This window comes from Ottowia cancrivicina, from assembly GCF_029813755.1.
Lineage (GTDB): Bacteria > Pseudomonadota > Gammaproteobacteria > Burkholderiales > Burkholderiaceae_C > Ottowia > Ottowia massiliensis.
In genome coordinates this window covers 1-23,161 of the sequence record NZ_JARVII010000028.1, presented here as the reverse complement: position 1 = coordinate 23,161, position 23,161 = coordinate 1, and the positions used below count along the sequence as shown (strand labels likewise).

The 23,161-nt window shown below is 65.2% G+C and carries 23 protein-coding genes and 1 pseudogene; 17 read left to right on the top strand and 7 right to left on the bottom strand.

What is annotated here, in order from left to right:
* Positions 1–118 precede the first annotated feature (118 nt).
* The 12 genes from rfbB (at position 119) to QB898_RS11095 (ending at position 11,218) form a co-directional block, all read left to right on the top strand.
* The gene (gene rfbB / locus QB898_RS11150) at positions 119–1,210 is read left to right on the top strand and encodes a dTDP-glucose 4,6-dehydratase (RefSeq protein WP_279525014.1); all 1,092 of its coding nucleotides are present in this window, start codon (positions 119–121) and stop codon (positions 1,208–1,210) included.
* On the top strand, positions 1,207–2,112 hold the full coding sequence (gene rfbD / locus QB898_RS11145) for a dTDP-4-dehydrorhamnose reductase (RefSeq protein WP_279525013.1): 906 nt from the start codon (positions 1,207–1,209) through the stop codon (positions 2,110–2,112). The genes rfbB and rfbD overlap by 4 nt, the downstream gene beginning before the upstream one ends.
* Positions 2,109–3,008 (top strand): glucose-1-phosphate thymidylyltransferase RfbA, encoded by a 900-nt coding sequence (gene rfbA / locus QB898_RS11140; RefSeq protein WP_279525012.1) that lies wholly within the window; start codon positions 2,109–2,111, stop codon positions 3,006–3,008. The genes rfbD and rfbA overlap by 4 nt, the downstream gene beginning before the upstream one ends.
* A gap of 17 nt (positions 3,009–3,025) precedes the next feature.
* Positions 3,026–4,165, top strand: a complete 1,140-nt coding sequence (locus QB898_RS11135; protein ID WP_279525011.1) for a DegT/DnrJ/EryC1/StrS family aminotransferase — start codon at positions 3,026–3,028, stop codon at positions 4,163–4,165.
* Complete coding sequence (locus tag QB898_RS11130) at positions 4,159–5,082, top strand: glycosyltransferase family 2 protein (RefSeq protein ID WP_279525010.1); 924 nt, start codon at positions 4,159–4,161, stop codon at positions 5,080–5,082. Before QB898_RS11135 ends, QB898_RS11130 begins: the two co-directional genes overlap by 7 nt.
* 4 nt (positions 5,083–5,086) lie before the next feature.
* Positions 5,087–5,860: a WxcM-like domain-containing protein gene (locus tag QB898_RS11125; protein WP_279525009.1), complete on the top strand. Its 774-nt coding sequence runs from the start codon at positions 5,087–5,089 to the stop codon at positions 5,858–5,860.
* Positions 5,857–6,255 carry a GtrA family protein gene (locus QB898_RS11120; protein ID WP_279525008.1) on the top strand — a complete coding sequence of 133 codons (399 nt, stop codon included), beginning with the start codon at positions 5,857–5,859 and terminating at the stop codon, positions 6,253–6,255. The genes QB898_RS11125 and QB898_RS11120 overlap by 4 nt, the downstream gene beginning before the upstream one ends.
* Positions 6,242–8,083 carry a hypothetical protein gene (locus QB898_RS11115; RefSeq protein ID WP_279525007.1) on the top strand — a complete coding sequence of 614 codons (1,842 nt, stop codon included), beginning with the start codon at positions 6,242–6,244 and terminating at the stop codon, positions 8,081–8,083. The genes QB898_RS11120 and QB898_RS11115 overlap by 14 nt, the downstream gene beginning before the upstream one ends.
* A complete protein-coding gene (locus tag QB898_RS11110) occupies positions 8,080–8,685 on the top strand; it encodes a GNAT family N-acetyltransferase (RefSeq protein WP_279525006.1) in 606 nt (201 codons plus the stop codon). Before QB898_RS11115 ends, QB898_RS11110 begins: the two co-directional genes overlap by 4 nt.
* Before the next feature lie 66 nt (positions 8,686–8,751).
* Positions 8,752–9,309, top strand: coding sequence for a dTDP-4-dehydrorhamnose 3,5-epimerase (rfbC, locus tag QB898_RS11105; RefSeq protein ID WP_279525005.1), 558 nt, complete (start codon positions 8,752–8,754; stop codon positions 9,307–9,309).
* 20 nt (positions 9,310–9,329) lie between these two features.
* The gene (locus tag QB898_RS11100; RefSeq protein ID WP_279525004.1) at positions 9,330–10,169 is read left to right on the top strand and encodes a glycosyltransferase family 2 protein; all 840 of its coding nucleotides are present in this window, start codon (positions 9,330–9,332) and stop codon (positions 10,167–10,169) included.
* 98 nt (positions 10,170–10,267) lie between these two features.
* Positions 10,268–11,218 (top strand): tyrosine recombinase XerC, encoded by a 951-nt coding sequence (locus tag QB898_RS11095; RefSeq protein ID WP_102283306.1) that lies wholly within the window; start codon positions 10,268–10,270, stop codon positions 11,216–11,218.
* A 275-nt stretch (positions 11,219–11,493) separates the two neighbouring features.
* Here QB898_RS11095 and QB898_RS11090 read toward each other — a convergent pair whose 3' ends face one another.
* The 6 genes from QB898_RS11090 to QB898_RS11065 form a co-directional block, all read right to left on the bottom strand.
* A complete protein-coding gene (locus tag QB898_RS11090; RefSeq protein ID WP_279525003.1) occupies positions 11,494–13,626 on the bottom strand; it encodes a hypothetical protein in 2,133 nt (710 codons plus the stop codon).
* A gap of 58 nt (positions 13,627–13,684) precedes the next feature.
* Positions 13,685–14,365: a ubiquinone biosynthesis protein gene (locus tag QB898_RS11085; RefSeq protein WP_279525002.1), complete on the bottom strand. Its 681-nt coding sequence runs from the start codon at positions 14,363–14,365 to the stop codon at positions 13,685–13,687.
* A gap of 212 nt (positions 14,366–14,577) precedes the next feature.
* On the bottom strand, positions 14,578–14,961 hold the full coding sequence (locus QB898_RS11080; RefSeq protein WP_102283304.1) for a hypothetical protein: 384 nt from the start codon (positions 14,959–14,961) through the stop codon (positions 14,578–14,580).
* Positions 14,958–15,710: a PspA/IM30 family protein gene (locus QB898_RS11075; protein ID WP_279525001.1), complete on the bottom strand. Its 753-nt coding sequence runs from the start codon at positions 15,708–15,710 to the stop codon at positions 14,958–14,960. The genes QB898_RS11080 and QB898_RS11075 overlap by 4 nt, the downstream gene beginning before the upstream one ends.
* Positions 15,711–15,759: 49 nt before the next feature.
* A complete protein-coding gene (locus QB898_RS11070) occupies positions 15,760–16,173 on the bottom strand; it encodes a DUF2170 family protein (RefSeq protein WP_102283302.1) in 414 nt (137 codons plus the stop codon).
* Between the two features lie 592 nt (positions 16,174–16,765).
* On the bottom strand, positions 16,766–17,974 hold the full coding sequence (locus QB898_RS11065; protein WP_279525000.1) for a class I SAM-dependent methyltransferase: 1,209 nt from the start codon (positions 17,972–17,974) through the stop codon (positions 16,766–16,768).
* A gap of 72 nt (positions 17,975–18,046) precedes the next feature.
* On the opposite strand from QB898_RS11065, the gene QB898_RS11060 reads away from it, so the two are divergent.
* The 5 genes and pseudogenes from QB898_RS11060 to ttcA all read left to right on the top strand — a co-directional run bounded on the left by QB898_RS11060 (position 18,047) and on the right by ttcA (position 21,224).
* Positions 18,047–18,265 carry a hypothetical protein gene (locus tag QB898_RS11060; protein ID WP_279524999.1) on the top strand — a complete coding sequence of 73 codons (219 nt, stop codon included), beginning with the start codon at positions 18,047–18,049 and terminating at the stop codon, positions 18,263–18,265.
* A 370-nt stretch (positions 18,266–18,635) separates the two neighbouring features.
* Positions 18,636–18,824, top strand: a complete 189-nt coding sequence (locus QB898_RS11055; protein WP_279524998.1) for a hypothetical protein — start codon at positions 18,636–18,638, stop codon at positions 18,822–18,824.
* 221 nt (positions 18,825–19,045) lie between these two features.
* Positions 19,046–19,807: pseudogene (locus QB898_RS11050) on the top strand (SDR family oxidoreductase); the annotation flags it as partial.
* Positions 19,802–20,239, top strand: a complete 438-nt coding sequence (locus QB898_RS11045; protein WP_346429810.1) for a dihydroneopterin aldolase — start codon at positions 19,802–19,804, stop codon at positions 20,237–20,239. The pseudogene QB898_RS11050 and the gene QB898_RS11045, both read left to right, overlap by 6 nt.
* Positions 20,240–20,330: 91 nt before the next feature.
* A complete protein-coding gene (ttcA, locus tag QB898_RS11040; protein ID WP_279524997.1) occupies positions 20,331–21,224 on the top strand; it encodes a tRNA 2-thiocytidine(32) synthetase TtcA in 894 nt (297 codons plus the stop codon).
* A 265-nt stretch (positions 21,225–21,489) separates the two neighbouring features.
* Here ttcA and QB898_RS11035 read toward each other — a convergent pair whose 3' ends face one another.
* Positions 21,490–22,707, bottom strand: a complete 1,218-nt coding sequence (locus QB898_RS11035) for a DUF4198 domain-containing protein (protein ID WP_279524996.1) — start codon at positions 22,705–22,707, stop codon at positions 21,490–21,492.
* Positions 22,708–23,161: the final 454 nt, after the last annotated feature.

Genomic DNA, 23,161 nt, shown 5'->3' with positions numbered 1-23,161 from the left:
TTTGCTCCTCTTTCTGAACAAGACGCTTGGCTGGCGCGCGCAGGCTGCGTGAAATAATCCGCGCCCGTCCGGCTGCCGGCATGGCGCCGGGCTTTTCGTTTCAGGAAAGCGACTTCCCATGATTCTTGTCACCGGCGGGGCCGGTTTCATCGGCAGCAATTTCGTGCTCGACTGGCTGGCCGCCGGCAACGAGCCTGTGCTCAACCTTGACAAGCTCACCTACGCGGGCAATCTGGCCAATCTGGCCAGCCTGCAAGGCGATGCGCGGCACGTTTTCGTGCAGGGCGACATTGGCGACAGCGCCCTGGTGGCCCGCCTGCTGGCCGAACGCCGCCCGCGCGCCATCGTGCACTTTGCCGCCGAAAGCCATGTGGACCGCTCCATTCACGGCGCGCAAGACTTCATCGCCACCAACATCGTCGGCACCTTTAGCCTGCTCGAAGCGGCCCGCGCCTACTGGCTGACGCTGGATGAGGCGGACAAGGCGGCTTTCCGCTTCTTGCACGTTTCCACCGACGAGGTGTACGGCACGCTCGCACCCGATGCGCCCGCTTTCACCGAGAAGCACGCCTATGAACCCAACAGCCCCTACAGCGCCAGCAAAGCCGCCAGCGACCACCTGGCGCGCGCCTGGCATCACACCTACGGGCTGCCGGTGCTCACCACCAATTGCTCCAACAACTACGGCCCCTGGCACTTTCCGGAAAAGCTCATTCCGCTAATGATCGTCAATGCCCTAGCGGGCAAGCCACTGCCCGTGTATGGCGACGGCCAGCAAGTGCGCGACTGGCTCTACGTGAAAGACCATTGCAGCGCCATCCGCCGCGTGCTGGAGGCAGGCCGTACGGGAGAAACCTACAACGTGGGCGGCTGGAACGAGAAAACCAACCTCGCCATCGTCCACACCATTTGCGATTTGCTCGACGAAATGCGCCCGCGCCCCGATGGCCAGAGCTACCGTGCGCAAATCACCCACGTGCAAGACCGCCCCGGCCACGACCGCCGCTACGCCATTGACGCGCGCAAGATCGAGCGCGAGCTGGGCTGGCGGCCCGCTGAAACCTTTGACAGCGGCATTCGCAAAACCGTGCGCTGGTATCTGGACAACCCCGAATGGGTGCAAGGCGTGCAAAGCGGCGCCTACCGCGAATGGGTGGCCGCCCAATACGGCCATGAAGGCGCAGACGCACGCACGGGAGCGGCCTCATGAAAATCCTGCTGCTGGGCAAAAACGGCCAGGTCGGCTGGCAATTGCAGCGCGCCCTGGCCCCGCTGGGCGAAATCGTGGCGCTGGAGCGCAAGGACGCAGGCGGCGATCTGGCAGACCCGCAAGGGCTGGCCGCTGCCGTGCGCGCCGCAAAGCCGCAAGTCATCGTGAATGCTGCCGCCTACACGGCCGTGGACAAGGCCGAAAGCGAGTCGCAGCTGGCCCGCCTCATCAACACCGAAGCGCCCGCCGCCCTGGCCCGCGAAGCCGCCGCCAGCGGCGCGCTGCTGGTGCACTACAGCACCGATTACGTGTTTGACGGCAGCGGCAGCGCCCCCTGGCAGGAAAGCGACGCCACCGGGCCGCTGAACGTTTATGGCGCCACCAAGCTGGCAGGCGAGCAGGCCATTGCCGCCAGCGGCTGCGCGCATCTCACCTTCCGCACCAGCTGGGTGTATGCCGCGCATGGCGACAACTTCATCAAAACCATGCTGCGCCTGGCCGCCACGCGCGAGCGCCTGACCGTCATTGACGACCAAAAAGGCGCGCCCACGGGCGCCGAGCTGATCGCTGACGTGACCGCCCACGCCATCTCGCAAACCCTTCAGCAGCCCGCCAAGGCCGGGCTGTATCACCTGACGGCAGCGGGCGAAGCCAGCTGGTTTGACTACGCGCAATACGTGCTGGCCCTGGCCCGGCAGGCCAGGCCGCAGGGCGTCAAAACCGCTGCCGGCGGCGTGCAGCCCATCGCCTCCAGCCAATACCCCGCCGCCGCCCGCCGCCCGCTCAACTCGCGGCTGGACACGCGCCGCCTGCAAGCGGCCTTCGGCCTGCAAATGCCGCCCTGGCAGCAGGGCGTGACGCGCGTGCTGCGTGAAATTCTTGAAAGCAAAGGCATCGCATGACCCAGCCACGCAAAGGCATCATCCTGGCCGGCGGCTCCGGCACCCGGCTGCATCCGGCCACCCTGGCCATCAGCAAGCAGCTGCTGCCGGTGTATGACAAGCCCATGATTTATTACCCGCTGGCCACGCTCATGCTGGCGGGCATCCGCGACATGCTGGTCATCAGCACCCCGCAAGACACGCCGCGCTTTCAGCAGCTGCTGGGTGACGGCAGCCAGTGGGGCCTGAACCTGCAATACGCCGTGCAGCCCAGCCCCGACGGACTGGCGCAGGCGTTCATCATTGGCGAGCGCTTTCTGAACGGCGCGCCCAGCGCCCTGGTGCTGGGCGACAACATCTTCTACGGCCACGACTTTGAAGCGCTGCTGGCCGAAGCCAGCGCCCGGGCTGAAGGCGCCACCGTCTTTGCCTACCACGTGCAAGACCCCGAGCGCTACGGCGTCGTGGCCTTCGACGCGCAGGGCCGCGCCACGAGCATTGAAGAAAAACCGGCCCGCCCCAAGAGCAACTACGCCGTCACCGGCCTGTACTTCTATGACGCGCAAGTGACGGACATCGCCAAAGCCGTCAAGCCCAGCGCGCGCGGCGAACTGGAGATCACCAGCGTCAATGACGCTTATTTGCGGCAAGGGCAGCTCAGCGTGCAAATCATGCAGCGCGGCTACGCCTGGCTGGACACCGGCACGCACGAAAGCCTGATGCAGGCCAGCCAGTTCATCGCCACGCTGGAGCAGCGCCAGGGCCTGAAGATTGCCTGCCCCGAAGAAATCGCCTGGCGCAAAGGCCTCATCGACAGCGCCCAGCTCGAAAAACTGGCCCAGCCGCTGGCCAAAAACGGCTACGGCCGCTACCTGATGGGATTGCTGCGCGATGGCGGAGCGCCAGAGCAAGCCTGAGAAAGCGGCTCGCCACCATGCATTGCCCGCCGCCCGCTACGCCGGATGCCGTGCCTTTCTTCACGGCGCAAGGGGCTGCCTTTGGCCTTGATTTGAGCGCCTGCATTCAGCGCGTGCTGGAGCAGGGGCAATTCGTGCTTGGCCCACAGGTGCGTGCCTTCGAGACCGCCTTTGCCGACTACGTGGGCGCGGCGCATGCCATCGGCGTGGCCAACGGCACGGATGCGCTGACGCTGGCACTGCGCGCGCTGGGCGTGGGGCCAGGCCAGCGCGTGGCGGCGGCGGCCAATGCGGGTTACTACGCCAGCACGGCCATTGCCCAGACAGGCGCTGCGCCGCAGTACGTGGAAGTGGATGAAGACAGCCTGACTCTTGCGCCCGCCGCGCTGGCGCAAGCGCTGCGCGGGGCAGACAAGCCCGCCGCCGTCATCGCCACGCACCTTTACGGGCGGATGGCGGACATGCCCGCGCTGGCGGCCCTGTGCGCCCAGGCGCGCGTGCCGCTGGTGGAAGACGCGGCGCAGGCCCACGGCGCGATTCTGGGCGGGCGCAAGGCAGGCGCATGGGCCAATGTGGCGTGCTTCAGCTTCTATCCCACCAAAAACCTGGGCGCCGTGGGCGATGGCGGGGCGCTGACCACTTCTGACGGCGCACTGGCCCAGCGGCTGCGCGCCTTGCGGCAATACGGCTGGCAGCAGCGCAAATATGAAGTGGCATTGTCCGGCGGCATGAACAGCCGCCTGGACGAATTGCAGGCTGCCGTGCTGCTGGCCAAATTACCGCATCTGGACGCTGCCAATGCTGCCCGCCGCGCTGTGGCTGTGCACTACAACGCAGCCTTTGCCGGGCTGCCTGTGCGCTGCCCGTCCAGGCTGGATGAAAGCCACGTGGCCCATTTGTACGTGTTGCGCACGCCCCGGCGCGATGCCTTGCGCGCCCATCTGCTGGCGCAGGGCGTGGGCTGCGAAGTTCACTACCCCATCGCCGACCATCGCCAGCCGGTGCGCCGCGCTGAAAGCGCGTTTGCCCTGCCTGTGACGGAGGCGGCATGCGCTGAAGTGATTTCGCTGCCGTGCCACCCGGCCTTGTCGCCAGCGCAAATCGGGCGCGTGACAGAAGCGGTTCGGGCCTTTTTCAGCCAGGGGGGCGCATGCTGAGCCTGATCGTGCCCGTTTACAAAAACGAGGAGTCGCTGCCTGATCTGCTGGCGGCGCTGCAAGACATGAACGGCCAGCTTGCCGGATCGCTGGAAGTGGTGCTGGTGGTAGATGGCAGCCCCGACCGCAGCTATGCCATCTTGCAAGAGCGCCTGCCCGCCACGGGCCTGCGGGCCACGCTGGTTCTGCTCACGCGCAACTTCGGCGCATTTGCCGCCGTGCGCATGGGGCTGGAGCTGGCGGCGGGCGACTTCTTCGCCGTGATGGCGGCTGACCTGCAAGAGCCGCCAGAGCTGGCGCTGCAAATGCTCGCCTTGCTGGAGCAAGACCAGGCGGATGTGGTGATCGCCGAGCGCGCCATGCGGCACGACCCATGGTGGCAGCGCTGGCAGTCGCAGCTGTTCTGGACGCTGTACCGCCGCTACGTGGTGGCCGATATGCCGCCAGGAGGCGTGGATGTGTTCGCGTGCAACCGCGCATTCCGCGATGCCCTGCTGGCGCTGCAAGAGCGCCGCAGCTCGCTCATCGCGCAGATTTTCTGGCTGGGTTTCAGGCGCGCTGGCGTGCCCTATGTGCGCCTGCCGCGCCGCCACGGCCAGTCGGCCTGGACGTGGCGCAAGAAAGTGGCCTATCTGGCTGACAGCGTGTTTGCCTTCTCCGACTTGCCCCTGCGCCTGCTGGTGCGCGCCGGAGGGCTGGGCGTGCTGGTGGCGCTGGCGCTGGGCGGCGCGGCCATCGTGGGCCGCTTGATGGGCTGGATTGACGTGCCCGGCTATGCGATGACGCTGATCGTCATTCTTTTTTTCGGCGCGCTCAATCTCCTGAGCCTGGGCATCGTTGGCGCATACGCCTGGCGCGCCTATGAAAACACCAAGCAGCGCCCGCAGGCGCTGGCGCTGCGCGTGCAAAGGTTTTGAGAGCATGGCAAACATCCATCCCAGCGCGCAACTGGCCCTGGCCCGCGTGGAGCAGGGCGTGAGCGCGGGGCCGCTGGCCGTGGCCGCCGCTGGAGCCGTGCTGGAAGCAGGCTGCGCGCTGGCCGCTGCGGCCTGCGTGGGCGAAGGCGCGGTGATTGGCGCGGGCGCGCGGGTGGGTGAAGGTGCGGTGGTTGCTGCTGGCGTGCGCGTGGGGGCGCAGGCGCGCATCGAAGCGGGGGCCGTCGTCACGCGCCACGTACCGCCGCGCGCCATCGTGCAGGCGCAAGCGGCCACCATCGCTGGCTATGTGGACACGCCCGCGCACTGGCAGGCGCCACCTGCGGCGCGCGGCGGCGCGCTGGCCAGCGTCGTGCGGGGCGTGCGCCTGCACCGGCTGCGCGAAGTGCAAGACATGCGGGGCGACCTGTGCGCTGCCGAGCTGGGGCGCGATCTGCCTTTCGTCGTTCGGCGCAGCTTTCTCATCTACAACGTGCCCAATGCGGAAGTGCGCGGCGAGCACGCGCACCGCCAGTGCGAGCAGTTCCTCATGGCCGTCAAAGGCTCCGTGCGCGTGCGGGTGGACGATGGCCGCCAGCGCGAAGAGTTCTGCCTGGACAGCCCCGGCCTGGGCCTGCATCTGCCTCCCATGGTGTGGGGCACGCAGTACCGCTATTCCGAAGGGGCCATGCTGCTTGTGCTGGCATCGCTGCCCTACGACCCGGCGGACTACATCCGCGACTACGGCGAATTTCTCGCGCTGGCAAAGGAGTTGGCATGAAAGCGGGCGAGGGCGCGGCGCGCCTGGCTGGCGAAAGCGTCCGCTACTTGCTGGCTGGCGGGCTGAACACGCTGGCGAGCTACGCGCTGTATCTGGCCCTGCTGCAGGCGATGGATTACCGCACGGCCTATGTGCTGGCATTCGTGGCGGGCATTGCCCTGTCGTTTGCATTGCTGCGCCACGCCGTGTTCGCGCGGCCGGGGCGGCCTTTTTCGCTGCTGTGGGTGGCGGCCAGCCATTTGCTGCAGCTGGGGCTGGGGCTGGCCGTGGTGCAGGCCTGGGTGGCTGCGCTGCATGGCCCGCAGTGGGCTGCGCCGCTGGCGGCTGCGCTGGCGGTTGCGCCGTTCATGTTCGTTTTGCAGCGCTGGATATTCACACCCCATGTCCGGCACTGACTGCCTTGCCCGCCTGCGCCAGGCCCTGCCGCGCGCCTGCGTGGCGCTGCCGCTATTCATGCTGGCCGCCAATGTATTGGCCTGGCTGCGCTGGGGCACGGATCTGCCGTTTCTGGACGACTGGCGGGCCTACAACACGGAGCAAACCACTTCGCTTGCCCCGGCGCGCCTGTTTGAAGCTGCCAACAACACCATCGCGCCCGTGGGGCTGGCGCTGGACGCCCTGGCCCAGCGCTGGCTGGGCGGCAACCCGCTGCCGTATCAGACGCTTTCCATGCTGGGCGTGCTGGGCGGCCTGCTCTGGCTGCAATGGCGGCTGCTGGGCTGGGCGCTGCGCCAGCCGGTCTGGCAGGCGCTGGCGTTCGCCTTCACGGTGTTCATGCTCCAGTCCGGCAGCTACTGGGGCGAACAGAACCTGGCCTATCACCAGGCCCTGCCCCTGCTGGCGCTGCTGGGGGCGGCCTGGCTGAACTTTGGCCGCGCCCGGCCCAATGCGGCAGCTGGCGGCTGGCGGCTGGCGGGCGTGCTGGCTCTGGGGCTGCTGGCAGGGCTTTCCTACGTGTCGGGTGCTGTGGGCGCTTTGGTCATGGGCGGCGGCTGGTGGCTGCTTGCCTGGCGCATGCCACCGCAGGCGCTGCGCGCGCGCGGCATGAGCGGCGGCGCGGCGCTGGCCCTGGCGGGGCTGCTGACCACGGCGTTGCAGATGGGCCTGACGCGCAGGTCCGGGGCGGACAGCCTGGGCCAGTCCATGCGCCTGACCTGGCCGCACGAGGGCGATTTCTGGTGGTTCATGGCGGGCAAGCTGGGGCGCGCCAGCGGACACGGTTTTGAATCGCTGGCGCTGGAGGCGGCCTGGGTGGCGCTGCTGGCGCTGGCGCTGCTGGCCGCTGCTGCTTTCGCCTTGCGGGGCGTCTGGGCGGCTGGCGGGGCGCGGCGCAGGCGGCTGACGCTAGTCTGGCTGCCCCTGCTGGCTGTGGTGCTGGCCTATCTGGCGCTGGTAAGCCTGGGGCGCGCGGGGCTGCGCGGCGCTGACGAGCAGGGCGCTGCGGCCCTGTTCCGCTTGGCGTATGGGCGTTTTCATTTCTTCTGGGCCACGCTTTTGCCGCCCTGGCTGGCGGCCACGCTGGCCGTGGCCTTGCGCCGCCGCGCCGCGCGCGCGCTGGCGGCGCTGCTGCTGGCGGCGCTGGCGTTGGCAGCCGCGCGCGGCGTTTTTGACGTGGCGGCCTACTACCGCAGCGCCTCGGCCTTTCGCGCTGGTGAAATTCGCTGCCTGGCCCGCCAGCTGGGCAGCGGCCAGCCCGTGCTGTGCCCGGGGTTTGACGCCGTGGGCATCACCGACTTCACGCGCGCCTATTTGCATGCGCGGCGCGTGGGCGCTTCTTTCGTGCGCTATTTGCCCATTGCCGGGCGGGATGGCTTTGGGCACGAAATGCTGCGCCTGGAGCCTGGGCAAATGCAGTGGCAGCAGGCGCGGCAGCTGGAAGATGGCTGGCTGCAAGGGCTGGGCGACGCGCAGCTGCTGCTGGCCATGCCCGCAGACCGCGCTGCGGCATGCCGCGTGCTGGGCGTGCAGGCCCTGCTGCGCGCTGGCCAAAGCGGTGTGGCGCAGCTTTTCTACCGCCTGCGCGGGCAGGCCGGATTTGAAGAAGGCCGTTCCGTGCGCAAGCCCTATGCGGCCAGCCGCGAGCGCGCCGCCCTGATTGAATTCGTGATCGAAAGCCCTGAAGGGCTGGAGCCGGAGTTGCGGCTGGATCCGCTGGAAGGCCAGGGCGAATTCCGCGTGGACGAGCTGCGCGTGGCCTGCCTGCTGCCGGAGAAAGCGCCATGACCGCACTGCCCGTCATTCGCAAAGCGCGCTGCGTGCAAGGCCGCACGCTGCTTTTGCGCGACGCCTGCGAGGCTGACGCCCCCTTCATCCATACCCTGCGCAGCGACCCTGTGCGCGCCCGCCATCTCTCCGCCGTGCCGCCGCAAGTGCAGGCGCAGGCGGACTGGCTGCGCCGCTATGCAGGCAGCCAGGGGCAGGCGTATTTCGTCATTGCCGATGGGCAAAACGGCGCGCCGCTGGGTACGGTGCGCCTGTATGACGCGCGCGGCACGGCCTTTTGCTGGGGATCGTGGCTGCTGCTGCCTGGCTTGCCTGCCCGCTGCGGCATCGAATCGGCGCTCATGGTCTATCACTACGCGCTCTGGCTGGGCTTTGATTCCGCCTGGTTTGAAGTGCGGCAGGAAAACGCCAGCGTCTGGCGCTTTCATGAAAACTTCGGCGCGCGCCGCACGGGCGCGGCCAATGGCCACTATCAATATGAATTGCCGCCCGCCGCCTTGCAGGCCGCGCTGCAAAAATACCGCCGCTACCTGCCGGACGGCATCCGCGTCTTGGAGCCTGTTCATGATCTGACCATGAAGGGCGAAAGCGCGGCCCAGTGATGATGGGCTGCAAGGCGCAAACTGCTGACAGCTCTTGTGAACCGGCTCTTACCCTGAAAGCCCGCCATGAAAGTCATTCCCACCGCCCTTGAGGGCGTGCTCGTTCTGGAGCCGCGCGTGTTTGGCGACGCGCGCGGCTTTTTCTCCGAAAGCTACAACCACCGCGCTTTCGCCCAGGCCACGGGCCTGGATGTCCGCTTCGTTCAGGACAACCACAGCCGCAGCCGCAAGGGCGTTTTGCGCGGGCTGCACTACCAGATCCGGCAGCCGCAGGGCAAGCTGGTGCGCGTGGTGCGTGGCGCGGTGTTTGACGTGGCGGTGGACATGCGCAAAAGCTCTCCCGCCTTCGGCCAATGGGTGGGCGTGGAGCTGAGCGAAGACAACCACCGCCAGCTGTGGCTGCCGCCGGGCTTCGCGCACGGCTTCGTGGTGCTGTCCGACACCGCCGACTTCCTCTACAAAACCACGGATTACTACGCGCCGGAGCATGAGCGCGGCGTGGCCTGGAACGATCCGGCCATCGGCGTGGACTGGCCCCTGGCCGCGCATGGCATCGCCGAGCCGCTGCTGTCGGAAAAAGACCGCGCGGCCCCCACGCTGGCCCAGGCTGAAACGTTTGCCTGAAAGCGGCGGAGCGCCCCCGCATGCTGGTGGTTTCCATCGTCAGCCACGGCCACGGCGAGCAGGCGCTGGCCCTGCTGCGCCAGATAGACCAGGCAAGCCAGATGCAGCCGCCGCTGCCTATGCGCGTGGTGCTCACCCTCAATTTGCCGGAACCGGAACTGGCCGCTGCGGGGCGGCAGTCCTGGCCGTTTGATCTGGTGGTGCAGGCCAATGCCCGGCCGCAGGGCTTTGGAGCCAATCACAACCAGGCCTTCGCCCGCCATGCCGAGCCTTTCTGGGCCACACAAGCTGCTCAGGCCGCTGGCGCGCAGGCCGCTTTCGCCGTGCTCAACCCTGACGTCACCCTGCTTGGCAACCCCTGGCCCGCCCTGATGCAGGCGCTGGCCCAGCCGCAGACCGGGTGCGTGTGGCCCCGCCAGCTGGGCGCCGATGGCCTGCCGCAAGACCACGAACGCCTGCTGCCCACGCCCGCCTCCATTGCCGCGCGCGCGTGGTGGCAGGCGCGCCGCCGCCTGGGGCTGCGCTGCGGCACGGCGCCCGGGCAGCCCGGGCCGGATGCCGCGCCTGACTGGAGCAACGCCGCTTTCTGGCTGGTGCGCGCGCAAGCCTGGCGCGAGCTGGGCGGCTTTGACACGCGCTACTTCATGTATGGCGAAGACGTGGATTTCTGCCTGCGCCTGCAACTGGCGGGCTGGCGGCTGGCCCGCGCCGGCGGCGCCAGCGTCATTCACGCCGCCCAGCGCGCCAGCCACCGCAGCGGCCGCCATCTGGCCTGGCACCTGCGCAGCCTGCTGCGGCTCTGGACCTCGCCGGTTTACGCCAGCTACAGGCGCATGCAGGCAAGCGGAAAAGAGGGCTGATTTCGCTCCTCTATTGATAGTTGCAGCGCCCGTTCACAAAGGACTTCAGCCGTTTTGGATACTTGAAATTCGCTCCTGATTCGGGAGCGCCAGACGCCATGTCAGCCGATGCCGACCTCATTGCCCGCTACCTTGACCATCTGCGCCACGAAAAGCGCCTGGCCGACAACAGCCTGAAGGCATACGCCGCCGCCTTGCGCCTGCTGGGCGACAGCGCCGCCCAGGCGGGCACGCCGCTGCCGCGCGTGCGGCATGCGCAGATCCGCTCCTGGGTGACCCGCATGCGCACGGCCGGGCGCAGCCCGCGCGGCATGGCGCTCATCCTCTCGGGCTGGCGCGGCTTTTACGCCTGGCTGGGCCGCAATGGGCTGGCGGACGCCAACCCCGCGCAGGGCCTGCGCCTGCCGCGCCGCGAGCGCCTCTTGCCCAAAGCCTTGCCGGTGGATGAAACCGTGCGTCTGGCCGATGCCAGCGTGCCGCAAGACAGCCCCTGGCACGAGGCGCGCGACGCCGCCATCTTCGAGCTGCTCTACGGCTGCGGCCTGCGCGTGAGCGAACTCACCGGCCTGAACGTGGCCGCCAGCGACGCGGCCTGGCAAGGCGGCCAGGGCTGGATTGATCTGTCCGCCGCTGAAGTGCAGGTGCTGGGCAAGGGCGGCAAGCGCCGCAGCGTGCCGCTGGGCCGCAAGGCCGTTGAGGCGCTGCGCCGCTGGCTGGCTGTGCGCGGGCAAGTCGCCCCCGCCAGCGAAGATGCCGCGCGCGCCCTTTTTCTGGGCCGCCACGGCACGCGCTTGAGCGTGCGCTCGGTGCAGCTGCGCATCAAGCGCCGGGGCGCTCTCACGGGCGCATCCGCCAGCCTGCACCCGCACATGCTGCGCCACTGCTTTGCCAGCCATCTGCTGCAATCAAGCCAGGACTTGCGCGGCGTGCAGGAAATCATGGGCCACGCCAGCATCGCCGCCACGCAGGTCTATACGCGGCTGGACTTTCAGCATCTGGCGCAGGCGTACGACGCCGCACACCCGCGCGCGGGCCAGCGCCGCAAGTAGGCCCGGCCCACGGCCTGGCCAAGCGGGCTTCAGAACCTGCTCATGATCTGCGCCCCCTCACGGCCAAACGCCAAACAGGCTCCCAAGGCCGGCGCTGCCTGCCCGGCGGCTTTGAAAACAGGAGCAAATATGAGGGCCTGGAATGCTGCTTTGCGCAGATTCCACTAGGACCTCATGCTATGGTTAAAGGAGCTAAATAAGCCATTCCTTCAGCCCGTTCACTGCCTGCTTCACGGCCTGCGCCCGGACGGCGCCCGGCCTGCCGCCAGCGGCGGTCAGCTCTGGCGGTTCAGGCTGCCCAGCAGGGTGCGCAAGGCGTCTTTTTCGGCGTCGCTGCCCTGGGTGGCTATCTTGGTGAGCAGCGCCGTCACGCCCAGGCTTTGCAGCTGGCTGGATGACTGGCCGGCGGCGCCCAGAAGCTGCTTGAGGTCTTCCAGCACGTCGCGCTTGCCTTCGAGCTGGTCTTTGAAGGCGGTTTGCAGCGTCTGGCTCTTGGCGATGGCGCTGTCGATGCCTTTGCCCACGGAAAGTGATTTGACAAAGCTGTCGAAGTAGGCCGCGTCGCCGCCGACGATGTCGATGTTGGCCTTGCCCAGCGCCGTGCCCAGCACCTGGGCCTGCTCTTTGGCAATGCGGGTTTGCGCTTCGATGGCGCTCATGGCCTCGATGTGGGCGCGCTCCAGCCGCATGCGGTATTCCTCGTGCTCGCGGGTTTCGGCGCTCATGGCCTTCATGGCCTCGAATTTTTCTTTCAGGCCGCGCGCTTCGGCGCTGAATTTCACGTCGATGTTGTGCGCTTCGGCGTCGCCCGTGCGGGTGAGGGCTTCGGCTTCGACGGTGCGCACGTTGGCCTCGGCCTGGCCGATTTTTTCCTTGCCATCGGCCTCGGCCTGCATGCGGGCGCGCAGGCCCACAGCTTCGGCTTGCGCCTGCGCTTCGGTCACTTGCGCCTGGGCGCGGCCCACTTTTTCCGTGCCGCTGGCCTCGGCTTCCATTTGCGCCAGATGGGCGCTGGCGGCGGCCATTTGCACTTTGGCTTCGGCCAGGCCGGGGGCGGCGCTGAGGGCTTCCACGCCTTCGGCTTCGCGCTTTTTGGCTTCGGCTTCGCGCTCGGCCACTTTCAGGCGGGCATCGGCCAGCAGCAGCTCTTCGGCGGCCTTGTGGCGCGCGCGGCGCTCTTGCGCTTCGGCGGCCTTGACTTCCATGACCAGCTTTTCCTGCGCAGCGGCTTCTGCGGTGATGACGGTGGCCTTGGCGGTGCGGTCGGCTTCGGCCACTTCGCGCACTTCCTTGATGGCTTCTTCCTGTTCGGCCACGGTGCGCTCGACCACGATGCGCTCGCGAATCACGTCGGCAATGGCCTTTTTCTGCAATTCGACGGCGCGGTCAGCGTCGATGCGCTGCAAGGTCACTTCTTTTTCGCGGGCCACCACTTCCAGGTCTTTGGCGCGGGTCACGCGCTCTTGCTCGATGACGACGGCGCGCTTGCGGTTGTTTTCGGCCACTTCCTTTTCGCGCTGCACGTTTTCCTGCTGCACGGCCACTTGCTGCTCGGCTTGCAGGCGGGCCAGATCGGCGCGGGTCTGCTCTTCGGCGCGAATCTTGGCGGTTTCGGCTTCTTCGCGGGCCTGCACGGCGGCCACTTCGCGCTTTTGGCGGGCGGTGGCGTCGGCCTGCTGGCGCTCCAGCTCCAGCAGGGCTTCTTGCGTTTCCACGTCTTTTTTCTTGATCTGCATTTCCTCGTTGCGGCGCAGCTCGTTGGTCACGACGTGTTCGACCGCTGTCAGCTCGGTGATTTTCTTGATGCCCTGCGCGTCAAGGATGTTGGTGGCGTCCAGCTTGGCCAGCGGGGTTTGCTCCAGATAGTCAATGGCGGCGTCTTCCAGCACGTAGCCGGAGAGGTCGTCGCCGATTTGCTCAATGATCTTGTCGCGGAAGCGGTCGCGCGCCTGGTACAGGTCCACGAAGTCCAGCGACTTGCCCACGGTTTTGAGCGCCTCGGAGAACTTGGCGGAAAACAGGTCTTCCAGCGTCTGCTGGTTGGATGCGCGCGCGCAGCCGATGCCCTGCGCCACGCGCAGCACGTCTTCGCTGGTCTGGTTCACGCGCACGAAGAATTTCACCTTGATGTCGGCGCGGATGTTGTCCTGGCAGATCAGGCCCTGGTCGCCGGAGCGGTCGATGTCGATGGTCTTGAGCGAAATGTCCATCAGCTCCGCCTTGTGGATGACGGGATAGACCATGCGCCCCGTGAACGTGACTTCCGGCGCGGCCCGCAGCGTATTGACGATCATGGCCGTGCCTTGCTCTACCTTGCGGTAGAACTTGGCGAACATGGCGAACGCGCCCAGGATGAGGACGGCAAGCGCGCCGATGGCAAAAAGGATGAGCAGGGTGGATTCGGTCATGACGGACTCTGGATGCGGAAAAGGCCGGGGGCCGCGGGTGGAAGAAAAAGGAAAGAAATCAGGCGTGATCGGGCGGCAGCGCGTCAATGCGGTAGCGCTGGCGGGCGGGGTCGTATTCGGTAATCAGCGCCGCGTCGCCGCGCCGCAGGCTGTTGGGGGCGGGCGCCCAGACGCGGATGTTGATGCCCGCGCCGCGCTGCGCCACCTCGGCGCGGCCCTGGCGCTCGTCCACCACGCCCGTGAGCACCTTGCACACCTGCCCCACCAGAGCGGCATTGCTGATGGCGCGATGCGTGACGAACAGCCCGCGCATGGGCCGCACCAGCTGCGCGGCAATCACGATGGACAGCGCCGCCGCCGCCAGCAGCACGCCCGCGCCCGCCGCCCAGCGCAGGGCGTCAGGCACGAGCGGCAGCAGCGTCAGGCTGGCCATGCCGGTCAGAAACCAGCCCACCAGCGCCAGCAGGCTCACGACAATGGAAAACGGCACTCCGTTCAGCCCGAACGCCACCAGCCAGGCGGCCAGGCCGCTCAGGCCCTCCGGCCCGCCATCGCCTGCATCGCCGATATCGCCCGCATCGCCCGCATCTGCCGCGTCTGCGCCAATGTCCACATCCGCGCCCGCCTCGAAATCCACCAGCCCGATGATCGCCAGCAGCCAGTAAACCAGCACCACGCCCAGCAGCACGGTATAGACGACGGCGGGAAACGAGGTCAGGGCGGCAAACAGGGAAGACATTGGCTAAAAGATGTTGAATGACGCTGCGAAATGTAATGCGTAATGCCGAAATCAAGGCAGGCAAGCCGCCGCAGCCGCTGGGCCGCCTAAGCTGTCGTACGCTCTCGAAACGATAGCGGCCTGCGCAGGTTTCACTAGGACAAAACGCTGATTGGGGCCTGAAAAGCCGTTCAGAGAGCAGGCGCTGAAAAAAGGCCGGGCGCTTGGCCGCTTCATGAACCGCTCTTTTCGCCGGGTTTCGCCATTTGGGGCATTTGGGGCGGCACGAACGCCATCAGCTCGCGCGTGGCTTTTTCCTTGATGCCCAGGCGGTCGTCCGGCTTCAGGCCGTAGCGGCTGGCCAGCAGAGCGTAGTCGCTCTCGCTGAGGGTGACGGTCAGGCGCGGGCGCTTGGGGCGGGCGGGCACGGGCAGGCCCAGCACCTGGCGGATTTGCGTGGAGGTGGAGACGTTGCCGTGAAAGGCGGCCACGCGGATGGCTTCCATCACGGCCTCTTCCACGTCAAACGCCACTTGCACGGCCCGCAGCGCCTGTTCGTTGCCCTGCCAGCGCGGGGGCTTTTGCACTGGCGGGGCGCTTTTCGGGGCGGCGCTCATGCGGCGCTGGCTCCGGCGTCTGCGGGGCCGGCCGCGCCGGGGGCGGGCAGGGCCAGGCTGGCGCGGCGCGCGCGCAGGCGGGCCATCACGTCTTGCGCCTTGACTTTCGGGTCTTCGCCGATGCCTGCTTCGGCCAGCTTGCGCTCCAGCGCGCGGTGGCCGAATTCGGCGTCCAGCTCTTCGGCGGCGGCCATGCGGTCGGCCAGCTCCTCATGGCGCTTTCGGATGCGCTCCAGCGATTCGCGCGCGCTGGTCAGCTTCGAGCCGCTGGCGCCCATGCTCTCGGAGATGCTTTGCGTGGCGCGATAGACGCTTTCGGTGGTTTTGGCGATGCCGATTTCGCGCTCGTGCTCGCGCACGCGGGCTTCGGCGCTGCGGATAAGGTCTTTGAGGCGGCTGACTTGCAGCGCGTAGGCGGCGTGCGCCTCGGTTTGCGCTTGCAGCTCGGCTTCCAGCGCGGCCACGCGGGCGGCCACTTCCAGCGCCAGATCGTCTTTTTGCTTGTCCAGCGCTTGCAGGGCCATGTTTTCGTGGCGCAAAACGTCGGCCTTGATGCGCTCGATTTCGCGCGCGGTTTGCATTTGCTGGGCCATCACGCCGGTCAGCTCGGTTTTGGCCTGGCCGATGCTGGCTTTGGCGTCGGTGATTTCCTGCTCGTAGATGCGGGTGGCGTTCGCATCGACCATGCTCTGGCCCAGTTCGCGGGCGCTGCCGCGCAGCAGTGTGACGAGTTTCTTGATGACGGACATGGGTTTTCTCCTTTCCAGGGCGGTTTCCGGTGTGGCCGGATCGGGTGGGTCAGTTCAGGTAGTCGGCCAGCGCGCCCAGGGCGTCCAGCGCGTTGTCGGAGAGCACGGCCACTTCATTGGCCACGTCTTCTGCGCGGGCCGCGCGGGCCAGCGCGCCTGTGAGCACGTAGCGCCCGCCTACGCGGCCAAAAGACGACAGAGGCACCGCCGGGTTCAGCTCCAGCAGCGCCTCCAGCAGCTCGGCGCGGCGGTCGGGGCGGATGTCGGCTTCCGTCCACAGATAGCACAGGCACAGAAGCTGACTGTCAGAGCAGGTGATGAAGATGGGCAGCTCCTCGCGCCCCTCAATGCTGACTTGCACCACCGGCACATCGCCAGCAATGGGCTGCAGCTGCACGGCAGCGCCGCCCATCAGCACGGACGTGAGCGCGTCCAGGTTGCTCAGTTGCTCCAGCAAGGTCATTCGTTTTCTCCTCTCCTCAGGGTTGGCGCAGGCGGCGGTTGCGGCCCGTAACGGGCATAGTATGTCGGTTTTTGACATGGCATGTCAATCTAAAAGGCAAAAAAAATACATGCGCGCCTCGCAACGTGTGCAAGTGGAGAGACACATGGAGAGATGTGGCGGCGCGCGTGGCGGCGCGGCAGAGGTTGCAGTCTGGCGACCCTTGCCGGGCGCGGCTTCGCCCAGTCTTATTGAAAACAGGAGCAAATTCAGGTGGCAAAAATGCCTGGTAGCGCAATATTCACCAGGACCTAAAGCTATGAATTCAGGAGCGATATTTGTGCGTCTATTTCAGCCTGCTGCTCTCCCGGAATCTGTTCAGAGCCTGGCCGGGAGGAGCGCAAACCGCAAACGGGCCTGACTGTCCGCCTGCGGCCCGGTGAAGCGTTCGCAAGGTCCAAGAGCGCCGGAGTCTGTGCTTTTCGCGCCCACGGACAGACTTTGGATAGGCCTGCAGGAACGCACCCATGCCGCCTGAGCACGCCCGATTCGGGCCAGATGGACATGGCCGCACGCCGTCGCTGAAGGAGGAGAAGGGGAAAACGCGCCTTCTTCAAAGCCGGTGCGTGCGGTCGCCTGCAGCAAAGCCCAGCGCGGGCCACTCGCGGGTGGCCAGGCCCAGCACCTTGAACAGTTCGCCCATCTCATGCTCGGCCAGCAACTTCATGGCGGCGGCGCGCTCGGGCAGGCTGGCCTGCTCCATCAGCGCGGGCAGGCTGCAATTGATGAGGAAATGCGCCTGCGAGGTATAGCCCAGCACATGCAGCCCCGCATCCTGCGCGGCCAGTGCGGCGGCGGTGAAGTCGATATGAGCGGTGATGTCCTTCTCGCCCACGGCGCTGAGCGGGTCGCCGTCCATGCGGTGCGCGCGGTGGCAGGCCAGCGTGCCGCTGCGGCGCTGTGGGTGGTAGTACTCGGCTTCGGGAAAGCCGTAGTCAATGAAGAACGCCGCGCCCGCGCCGCCCGCGCGCAGCCGCTCGGCCACGGTGGCGATGAAGGCCTGCGCCTGGGGGTGGATTTCCGTCACCACATCCGCCGCCATGCCGCGCTCGCTTTCGCTGACGTCCATTTCCTCGGGTTCCACAGGCGGGCGCAGGTTTGTGGGACGGTCTTGCCAGACGAAGAAAGGGCCGCCCGGCATGGCGCTCGCTTTTGTTTTGATAGCTGCCTGCGCCCTGTTCACGGGCGTTTCCGGCGTTTTGGGCATGCAGGGCGCTGGCGCGAGCGCCACGCCGCGCTCGTGCCAGCGCCCCCCCAGGCGCGCCAGCAGCTTGACGGGCATGGCATCCAGCACCTCATTGCCAATGACCACGCCGCGCAGCGCCTGCGGCAGTGCGCTGGCCCATTGCACCTGCGGCCAGGCGGCCAGGCGCTGCTGCTGGCGCGCGCGCAAGGTGGAGGAAATGTCCACGATCACATAGCGCTGCGCGGGCCGCCCCAGCCGCTCCAGCTCCGCCAGCAGACTGGCCGCCAGCGCCCCGCTGCCCGCGCCAAATTCCCAGACTTCTCTCGCGCCCGTTTCATCAAATGCCTGCGCCACCTGCGCCGCCAGCGCGCGGCCAAACAGGGGCGAAAGCTCCGGCGCGGTCACGAAATCGCTCCCATCGCCCGGCCCCAGCCCGAACGTGCGCGCGCCCCGCGCGTAATAACCCAGGCCCGGCGCGTAAAGCGCCAGACGCATGAATTCATCAAACGGCAGCCAGCCGCCAGCGGCGGCGATGCGCCTGGCAATCAGCTCTTGCAGGGGATTGTTTTCAGTCATTGGGAAAGATCATTTCAAAATATCAGATCAAGCAATATGAAATCATGGGCGAATTTTCTCAAGAACGAAATCATGAACAAGGAAGATATATATGCCGGACAAGAAGGCGAAGAAAATCAGCACGAGAAACCTGCCGGATGCCTGTGGCCGCTGCTGCGGCTGATTTTATGCCTGCCTATTGTGCCGATAGTCGCTTATACGCTATTTGTGTTGTTAATGTCATATCAAAACGAGCGTTTCATGCGGCCGGAATGGCCTTCGGCCCGCTGCCCGGGATTGGCTCGCAGCTGAAGCAGCGCAGGAGGTTCGCCGTACGAGCATTTTAGAACCTGTTCACAATCTGTCCGTGGGAGCGAAAAGCGCGGAATCGGGCGCTCTGCGGCCTTGCAAATCCTCGCTGGGCAGCAGCAGTAAGGCCTGTTTGCGATTTACACCTTGCGGCCCATCCCCATTTCCGATCCCGATCCGCGCTTTCGTCCTTCATGGCCAGATCATGAGCAAACTCTTTCACGTGATGCGCGCGCCATTTCCTCATGTGCTGCACAGGCTGATATGTTCTTATATACGCCATATTTGTTTGTATGCTCCAATCATTGGCCGAATGCCCTGGCATACCGGAAACGGGTATGGCGATGAATAAAAGCACGCCAATGGCCTGTTTTTGGCCCGCCTGGAAAAGACAGGCTGTGAAACACAATTATGGTTTCTGTGCGGCTGGCTTGCGTTTGCCCTGCCGGGCTGTCGCAGCGCTGCGTTTTGGAAAATCGCAGATTTGAAGATGAAATCAGCCGTGAAGCAGGCGGCGGATCAGGCGGAGAAGAATACCGGCTCATCGCCGCTAAAACAGTAGATGGGCATTGCCTTGTTTATGGGCAGATTAAACAGTCTGAACATGGCGATCTGAAATTCGAGCTTTGGGAAATTGCGCAGGGCATTTCTTTTCACAAACCCGAATGGCGCGGCTGGGACGCGCTGGATGGGGTTGCCCGTATCCCCGGAACAGGCGTTCCCGCACTCAGTCATTCATCAGGCCGCCGCTGGCGCAGCGGCTCGCCCCGCACAATCAGCCCAATGAATCCAGCCGTTAATCAAGCCGTTGTTCTCGTCACCGGCGCGGGCCGCCGTCTGGGCCGCGCCATTGCCCTGCATCTGGCCCGCGCGGGCTGGCGGGTGGCCGTTCACTGTCATCGCTCGCAGGCCGAGGCGCAGGCCACGGCAGCCGAATGCGGCGGCGCGGTGTTTGAGGCCGATCTGGCCGATGAGGCCGCCGCGCGCGCCCTGGTGCCGCGCGTGGCGGCGCATTTCGGGCGGGTGGACGCCGTGGTGAACAGCGCCGCGCTGTTCGAGTTTGACGACGCCGCCACGTTTGCCCCCGCGCTGCTGCGCGCGCACATGCAGGTGAACGCGGCGGCGCCCGTGCTGCTGGCGCAGGCGCTGGCCGCCCATCTGGCCGGGCGCCAGGCGCCTGCGGCGGCGGGCTGCGTAGTCAATTTGCTGGATCAGAAGCTCTTCAACCCCAATCCCGACTTTCTGAGCTACACCTTGAGCAAGGCGGCCCTGCATGCGGCCACCACCTTGCTGGCGCAGGCGCTGGCGCCGCGCGTGCGCGTGGCGGCCATTGCGCCGGGGCTGACGCTGAGCAGCCACCTCATGCCCAGCGAAGCGGCGTTTGAGCGGCTGCACGCGCAAAGCCCGCTGGGCAAGTCGTCCACGCCGCAAGACGTGGCCGCCGCCGTGGCCTTCGTGCTGACAACGCCGGCCATCACGGGCGCCACGCTGCTGGTTGATGGCGGGCAGCACCTCATGCCCTTCGAGCGGGACTTTTCCATGATGGGCGCAGCGCCTGTTTCTGCTGGCGCTTCATCCGCCGTTTCATTCGCCGCCCCGCCTGCTGCGCGGCCTGATATGGGCCAGCGCCTGCTCACGCTCACCGGGCTGCGCTTTGCCGCCAGCCTGGGCATCCTGGCGCATGAAATCAACACGCCCCAGCCCATTCAGGTGGATGCCGAACTCAACCTCGGCCCCCAGCCCTTGCGCCCGCAAGACGACGACATCACCCACGTGCTCGACTACCGCAAGGTGCGCCAAATCATCATTGACGAATGCACCGCCGAGCATGTGAACCTGCTGGAGACGCTGATTGGCAAGCTCAGCCAGCGCCTGCTGATGCTGCCCGGCGTGCTGGGCGTGCGCGTGAAAATCGCCAAACTCGAAATTTTTGACGACTGCGAAGTGGCGCTGCGCATGCAAACGGGGCAGTGGTAGGCAGCGGCAATGCGCCGCCCGTTACGGCAAAAAGGCTTTTTCGCTATATTCGCCCGCCCCGTTTCAATCCGTTTTCATGCACAAGGACAAAATGAATTCCCACGACAAACAGGCTTTTGAAGCCAACAAGCTCGAAAAACGCCTTTGCCGCCAGGTAGGCCAGGCCATCGGCGATTTCAACATGATTGAAAAAGGCGACCGCGTCATGGTTTGCATGTCAGGCGGCAAAGACAGCTACGGCCTGCTCGATATTCTGATGAAACTGCGCCAGCGCGCGCCCGTGCCATTTGAGCTGGTGGCCGTCAATCTGGACCAGAAGCAGCCCGGTTTTCCCGAAGAAGTATTGCCCGCCTATCTCACGCAGGCGGGCGTGCCTTTCCATATTGAAGCGCAAGACACCTACAGCATCGTCAAAGCCAAAATTCCCGAGGGCAAAACCACTTGCAGCCTGTGTTCGCGCCTGCGCCGGGGCATTCTCTACAGCGTGGCGCGCCGCCTGGGCTGCAACAAAATCGCGCTGGGCCACCACCGCGACGACATGCTGCAAACCTTTTTCCTGAACATGTTTTTCGGCGGCAAACTCAAGGGCATGCCGCCCAAACTCACCAGTGATAATGGCGAATTCATCGTGGTCCGCCCATTGGCCTATGTGGCTGAAAATGATTTGATCCGCTGGGCCGAGCACCGGCAGTTTCCCATTATTCCCTGCAATTTGTGCGGCAGCCAGGAAAACATGCAGCGCAAAATGGTCGGCCAAATGCTGCGCGAATGGGATAAAAAATACCCGGGCCGCCTGGAAACCATGTTCACCGCGCTGCAAAACGCCGTTCCATCGCATTTGATGGATGCCAGCCTGTTTGACTTCAAAAACCTGAAAACCACCGGCGTGGCCGACGAAAATGGCGACATCGTCTTTGACGAAGAAACTTTCCCTGAAACCGTGGGCAAGCCCTTTGCAGGCGTGCCGCTGGTGATGGGGCAGTGATGCTTCTCCACTGACGCCCTCAGGCAGTCCGCAGGCTGAGAGGGCGCAAAAACAGGAGCAAATTTGGCGGGGTCTAAATGCCGTCTAGCGCAAATTCCACTAAGACCCTATGCTATGGATAAAGGAGCAAGATGCCTGCTCTTTCAGCGCTATAAAACCGGCCCCGCGCGCCACTCATTCATCGCCTGCTTGCCTGGCGAATGAACTGAAATGGCGGGGGAGCGAAAACGCCACGGGAGCATGGCGTTCTCACAGTCGAAGAAGATTATTTGGCCGATTTGAAAGACAAAGTGGCGACATTGCGCTGCAAATGCGCGTGTTCATTTTGCGGCGTGGGGTGATTGATCAGCGCGGCCACCACATTATGGCCTGCGTTGCGCACAGTCAGAACGGCCTGCCCCTTTTCATCTGTTTTCACGCGGTTGGCGAAATCATTGATGTAATCAGCGGTGATTTCTATGCCCGCCTGCGGCTTGCCTTCGACATAAACAGTCACGGGCAGTGATTCGCCCTGCTTCAGCGTGGAAGGGTCAATGCCGGGAATGATTTGCACGGGCAGGTCAAAAGGCTGCATGCGGCCCTGATATGGCTTCAGAAGGGTAATGTTGTATTTGAGCGAGGTGGATGTATCGGCAGGTTTGCTGATGGCGCTTTTTTCCACTTCCTTCCATTTGCCATTCGGGTCTTTTTCCCAATAGCCGTTATCGAAAAATGCGGTGAGAACGGCGGCATCGGCGGCAGCCTGCACGGTGCTGTGCTTTTCATGGGCTTTTATTCCCACGCTGGCTGGCTTGAAGTTTGTGGTATAGCCTTTGACAAAGCGCACTTTCTGCGGCGCGTAGGCGTCGTCGGCATAGCCCATGCCATAGACGATGCCCATCTCGCCGTAATGCGGGCTGATCCAGATGCCGTGTGCGAAAGCGGTCAATGGAGCAAGCAACGCTGCGGTCAGTAGTTTTTTCATGGCCTTTTCCTGGGGTTGAAAAAGAGTGACGATAACATCAGGCGGGCCGGCTTCTGCAATTTGCCGTCTATGGATGCGTGATTTCACATAGGCATGCCGACGCCGCAGGGTGCCAGCGTGACGTATTGAAAAGGCGCTGGCGCAATATCTGGCACAGCCAATTCGGAAGTTTTTGAATTTCAGAACAGGTTCAAGGTCTGGCTGCGAGAGAAAAGGGAGCCGGTCGCAATGAGCGCAAGACGCAAACCGCAGAGGGGTGTAGTGACCAACGAGGATTTGTGCGCCACAAGAGCTTCCGAAACCGCGCTTTTCGCGCCACTTCGCGCTGGGGCTTGCTGGCTGGCGTGGCTTGCTCCTGCCGGGAATGAGCGCGGCCCGCAGTGGCAAACGGTGCAGAAAAGCAGGGCGCCACGGGCAGAGAGCGGGATGGAGCGGACAGGCGCATGGAATCGTTCCGGGAAAAGAGAAGTGGAGAAGTGGGAAAACGCTGCGCCCGGATATGACGCCCAGAAACGACAAAGGGCGCTCTGGAGAGCGCCCCTGGCAAAAAAAGCTTGGCTAACTGGAACCGGCACGCCGGAACCACTGGCTAGCTAAACGACATCAAGGCTGGCTGCCCCGATGTCTCCCACGATGATCTGGATGACTGGGCTGATGCGCGCGGCATCAATCGCGTCGATGGGCGGGAGTGTACACCAAACAAGAATCGTTTTTAATTAAAAACCGGCTCGCCCATGTGGTTTTGGAAATTTTGTGCGCCTTGCGCAACAGGCTATTGGCCCGCCTTTCACGTCTGCGGCAGGCGTGAAAGGGCGCGATTATGAATGGGAATTGCTGCTAATCCTTGCTTTCTGGCCTCGCTCATGCGTTTTTGTGCGTTCAAGACCCTGATGCTGTTGATACAAATCATTGCCATTGCGCAACAGTTTCAATAAACTTTAAGTAATTTGCTTTGTTTGATGAGGAGTACGAC